Genomic DNA, 5,075 nt, shown 5'->3' with positions numbered 1-5,075 from the left:
CGCCCGGCCCGCCCGTCCGCCAGCCGCGCCAGAATCCGGAGAGCCGCCCATGTCAGCCGCGCCCGTGCCCGAGGTGCTGCGCGCACCGCTCGTCGTCGAGTTCCCCTTCACCCGCTCCCTCGGACCCGTGCAGAGCGCCTTCCTCACCGGCCTGCGCGAACGCGTCGTCCTGGGCGTGCGCACCGGTGACGGCCGGGTCATGGTCCCGCCCGTCGAGTACGACCCGGTGACCGCCGAGGAGCTGCGCGAGCTGGTCGAGGTCGCCCCCACCGGCACCGTCACCACCTGGGCCTGGAACGACCACCCCCGCCCCCAGCAGCCGCTGGACACCCCCTTCGCCTGGGCCCTGGTCCGCCTCGACGGCGCCGACACCGCCCTGCTGCACGCCCTCGACGCCCCCGGCCCCGACGCCGTCACCACCGGCATGCGGGTGCGCGTGCGCTGGGCCGAGGAACGCACCGGGGCCATCACCGACATCGCCTGCTTCGAGCCCTACGAGGACCAGGGCGAGGACCAGGGCGAGGACGGGGGCCGGCGCGCGGGCCGAGGCGAGGACGGGGGCCGGCGCCGGCCCGTCGCCGCCTCCGCGCCCGCGCCCGCCCCGCACGACGGCGCCTTCACCGACCCCGTCACCGGCATCGTCGCCCGGGCCCGCCTCGACTACACCTACAGCCCCGGCCGCGCCCAGACCGCGTATCTCGACGCCCTCGCCGAGCACCGGACCGTCGGCGAGCGCTGCCCCTCCTGCCACAAGGTGTACGTGCCCCCGCGCGGCGCCTGCCCCACCTGCGGGGTGGCCACCACCGAGCAGGTCGAGGTCGGCCCGGCCGGCACCGTCACCACCTTCTGCATCGTCAACATCAAGGCCAAGAACCTCGACATCGAAGTGCCCTACGTCTACGCCCACATCGCCCTCGACGGCGCCGACCTCGCCCTGCACGGCCGGATCGGCGGGATCCCGTACGACCAGGTCCGCATGGGCCTGCGGGTGGAACCGGTGTGGACCGAGGGCGGCCGCCACCCCGACCACTACCGCCCCACCGGCGAACCCGACGCCCCGTACGACACGTACAAGGAGCTGCTCTGATGGCACACGGCAGGGACGCGCGCGACGTCGCGGTGGTGGCCTTCGCGCAGAGCGACCACCGTCGCCGCACGGACGAGCTCAGCGAGGTCGAACTGCTCATGCCGGTGCTGCACCGGGTGCTCGCCGACACCGGCCTGACCGCCGGCGAGATCGGCTTCACCTGCTCCGGTTCCAGCGACTACCTCGCCGGGCGCGCCTTCTCCTTCACCATGACCCTCGACGGGGTGGGCGCCTGGCCCCCCATCTCCGAGTCCCACGTCGAGATGGACGGCGCCTGGGCGCTGTACGAGGCCTGGGTCAAGATCCGTACCGGCGAGGCCGACACCGCGCTCGTGTACGCGTACGGCAAGTCCTCCCCGGGCTCCGTCCGCGACGTGCTGACCCGGCAGCTCGACCCGTACTACGTCGCCCCGCTGTGGCCCGACTCCGTCGCCCTGGCCGCCCTGCAGGCGCAGGCGCTCGTCGACGCCGGCGCGACCGACGAGGCCGCCCTCGCCGCGATCGGCGCCCGCAGCCGGGCCGCCGCCGAGGACCACCCGCACGCCCAACTGCGCGGCGCCGTCCCGCAGGGCGACTACCAGGTGCGGCCGCTGCGCACCGGGGACTGCCCGCCCATCGGCGACGGGGCCGCCGCGGTGGTCCTCGCCGCCGGGGACACCGCCCGCCGGCTGTGCGCCCGCCCGGCCTGGATCACCGGCATCGACCACCGCATCGAGGCCCACAGCCTGGGCGTACGGGACCTCACCGACTCCCCGTCCACCCGGCTGGCCGCCGAACGCGCCGGAGCCTTCGACCGGGCCGTGGACACGGCCGAGCTGCACGCCCCGTTCAGCTCCCAGGAGGTGGTGCTGCGCCGGGCCCTGGGCCTGGACGACGGCGTGCGCGTCAACCCGTCCGGCGGTGCGCTCGCCGCCAACCCCATGATGGCGGCCGGCCTGATCCGGATCGGCGAGGCCGCCGCCCGGATCCACCGGGGCGCGTCCGACCGGGCCCTCGCCCACGCCACCTCCGGCCCCTGCCTCCAGCAGAACCTGGTGGCCGTCCTGGAAGGAGACCCCCGATGAGCAGGACGCACAAGGAGCCCGTGGCCGTCGTCGGGATCGGCCAGACCAAGCACGTCGCCGCCCGCCACGACGTGTCCCTCGCCGGGCTGGTGCGCGAGGCGGCGGCGCGCGCGCTCGCCGACGCCGAACTGACCTGGTCCGACGTCGACGCCGTCGTCATCGGCAAGGCCCCCGACTTCTTCGAGGGCGTGATGATGCCGGAGCTCTACCTCGCCGACGCCCTCGGCGCGGTCGGCAAGCCCATGCTGCGCGTGCACACCGCCGGTTCGGTCGGCGGCTCGACCGCGCTGGTCGCGAGCAACCTGGTCGCCGCCCGGGTGCACCGGACCGTGCTCACCCTCGCCTTCGAGAAGCAGTCCGAGTCCAACGCCATGTGGGGCCTGTCCCTGCCCGTCCCGTTCCAGCAGCCGCTGCTGGCGGGCGCCGGCGGGTTCTTCGCCCCGCACGTGCGCGCGTACATCCGGCGCACCGGCGCACCGGACACGGTCGGCTCGCTGGTCGCGTTCAAGGACCGCCGCAACGCCCTGAAGAACCCCTACGCACACCTCCACGAGCACGACCTCACCCTGGAGAAGGTCCAGTCCTCCCCGATGCTCTGGGACCCCATCCGGTACTCCGAGACCTGCCCGTCCTCGGACGGCGCGTGCGCCATGGTCCTCACCGACCGGGCCGGCGCGGCCCGTTCGCCGCGGCCGCCGGCCTGGGTGCACGGCGGGGCGATGCGCAGCGAGCCCACGCTCTTCGCGGGCAAGGACTTCGTCTCCCCGCAGGCGGGCAAGGACTGCGCGGCCGACGTCTACCGGCAGGCCGGGATCACCGATCCGCGCCGGCAGATCGACGCCGTCGAGATCTACGTGCCGTTCTCCTGGTACGAGCCGATGTGGCTGGAGAACCTCGGCTTCGCCGAGGAGGGCGAGGGCTGGAAGCTCACCGAGGCCGGGGTGACCGAACTCGACGGCGACCTCCCGGTGAACCCCTCCGGCGGGGTGCTGTCCACCAACCCCATCGGCGCCTCCGGCATGATCCGCTTCGCGGAGGCCGCGCTGCAGGTCCGCGGCGGGGCCGGCGAGCACCAGGTGCCCGGGGCCCGGCGGGCGCTCGGCCACGCGTACGGCGGTGGCGCGCAGTTCTTCGCCATGTGGCTGGTGGGCAGCCGGCCGCCGAGCACCTGAGCCGGCCCGGCCGCCCCCCTGGTCCTGGCCGCCCCGGCCGTCCCCCGGTCCTGGCCGCCCCGGCCGTCCCCCGGTCCTGGCCGCCCCGGCCGTTCCGGCCGTTCCGGCCGAGGGGCCCGAAAGAGGGCCTGTCGGTGGTCCGGGGGCATGGTTAACCTGGCCCCCGGACGACGACCGGGAGGAGCACGCACGTGGCCGAGAGCATGACCGCCCAGTCCGTGGGGGGCCGTTCCGCCGGAGGCTGGCACAAGCCCGAGCTGGACCTCAGTGACGCGGACTGGCAGTCGAGCAGCAAGGGGGCGGGTGACGTCGAGATCGCCTTCGTGGAGGGTTTCATCGCGATGCGCAACGGCAGCCGGCCGGAGAGCCCCTCCCTGATCTTCGCGCCGGACGAGTGGCGCCGCTTCGTCCTGGGCGCCAGCGGGGGCGAGTTCGACCTGACGTAGCCGCACAGGGCGGACGGTTCCGGCCAGGGCGGCGGGGCGTGGACCGGCCGGGACCGTGGATTCCCCCGGGGCCGTGAACCGGTCGAATCCGGCGGAAGGGTAGCCTGTCCGCATGAGCGGAGAGCGCGACCTGCGGACCCTGCTGAGCGGGATGCGGCCGGAGTTGCACGAGGGACGGTTCGTCTTCTGCACCGTGCCCGGCGCCACCGCCGTCCCGGCCGGGCTGCACCCCGTCGCCACCGTCCTGGAGGCCGAGGGGATCACCCTCGTCCTGCCCCGGGACGCCGCCGACGCGGCCGGCCTGCCCTACGACCACGTCGCCGGCTGGATCACCCTGCGCGTCCACTCCGCGCTCGACGCCGTCGGCCTGACCGGCGCCTTCGCGGCCGAACTCGCGGCGCACGGGCTGAGTTGCAACGTGATCGCCGGCTTCCACCACGACCACCTGTTCGTGCCCGAGGACCGGGCCGCCGAGGCCGTCGCCCTGCTGGAGGCCCTGGCCGCCCGGTCCGCGTAGCCGTACCACGTACGGGGGCCGCGGAGGGAAGATCCGATCATCGGGGTACGCGCGCGCGTACGCGAGCGTACGCTGTTTTCCCGAACCGGTGTGGAGGGTACGAGCCATGACGGAACGCCGGACCCGGACACGGCGCAATCTGTTCGAACGTGAAGTCGAGATCGCCAGTGTCGACGAGGCCCTGGCCCGGCTCACCGGCGCCGCCCCGCACCAGGGCGACACCGGCGGCGGCGTGCTCGCCCTCTCCGGCCCCGCCGGACTCGGCAAGACCACCCTGCTCGCCGAGGTCCGCCGCCGCGCCCACGCCGCCGGCTGCACCGTCCTGAGCGCCCGCGGCGGCGAGCAGGAACAGCACCAGCCCTTCCACGTGGCCCGCCAGCTTCTCCAGCCGGAGCTCGTCGCCGGCGGCACCGAGGACGAACTGCGCGCCGCGCTCGGCAGTTGGTACGCCATCGTCGGGCCGGCCCTGGGCCTGTGCGCCCCGGTCGCCGGTGCCGCACCCGACCCGCAGGGCCTGCGCGACGGCCTCGACTGGGTGCTCACCCACCTCGTCGTCCAGCGCGCCCCGCTGGTCCTCCTCCTCGACGACGCCCACTGGGCCGACGCCGAGTCCCTCGGCTGGCTCGCCGCCTACGCCCCGCGCACCGAACACCTGCCGCTGCTCCTCGTCGTGGCCTACCGGCCCGACGAACTCCCCGCCGACGCCGAGGCGTTCCGTACGCTGCCGGGCCGGTAGGCCACGACGAGGAGCAGCGGCAGGTGTTCGGTGCGCGGGGCGTAGGCGGCGAG

At 74.9% G+C, this 5,075-nt stretch carries 5 protein-coding genes and 1 pseudogene; all 6 read left to right on the top strand.

Annotated elements, in window-relative coordinates; translation table 11 throughout:
* Positions 1-49: 49 nt before the first annotated feature.
* Positions 50-1,087 carry a Zn-ribbon domain-containing OB-fold protein gene (locus tag EF918_RS32215; protein ID WP_185922019.1) on the top strand — a complete coding sequence of 346 codons (1,038 nt, stop codon included), beginning with the start codon at positions 50-52 and terminating at the stop codon, positions 1,085-1,087.
* Positions 1,087-2,151, top strand: a complete 1,065-nt coding sequence (locus EF918_RS32210) for a thiolase domain-containing protein (RefSeq protein WP_125652449.1) — start codon at positions 1,087-1,089, stop codon at positions 2,149-2,151. Before EF918_RS32215 ends, EF918_RS32210 begins: the two co-directional genes overlap by 1 nt.
* The gene (locus EF918_RS32205; protein WP_125652448.1) at positions 2,148-3,323 is read left to right on the top strand and encodes a thiolase domain-containing protein; all 1,176 of its coding nucleotides are present in this window, start codon (positions 2,148-2,150) and stop codon (positions 3,321-3,323) included. Before EF918_RS32210 ends, EF918_RS32205 begins: the two co-directional genes overlap by 4 nt.
* A gap of 203 nt (positions 3,324-3,526) precedes the next feature.
* The gene (locus EF918_RS32200; protein WP_125652450.1) at positions 3,527-3,769 is read left to right on the top strand and encodes a DUF397 domain-containing protein; all 243 of its coding nucleotides are present in this window, start codon (positions 3,527-3,529) and stop codon (positions 3,767-3,769) included.
* Positions 3,770-3,881: 112 nt separating this feature from the next.
* The gene (locus tag EF918_RS32195) at positions 3,882-4,286 is read left to right on the top strand and encodes an ACT domain-containing protein (protein WP_125652447.1); all 405 of its coding nucleotides are present in this window, start codon (positions 3,882-3,884) and stop codon (positions 4,284-4,286) included.
* 106 nt (positions 4,287-4,392) lie between these two features.
* A pseudogene (locus tag EF918_RS32190) lies at positions 4,393-5,019 on the top strand (ATP-binding protein); the annotation flags it as partial.
* Positions 5,020-5,075: the final 56 nt, after the last annotated feature.

This window comes from Streptomyces sp. WAC06614 (genome assembly GCF_003949795.1).
Taxonomy (GTDB): domain Bacteria; phylum Actinomycetota; class Actinomycetes; order Streptomycetales; family Streptomycetaceae; genus Streptomyces.
The sequence above is the reverse complement of the archived record's forward strand: the minus strand, read 5'-3'. Positions and strand labels throughout refer to the sequence as shown.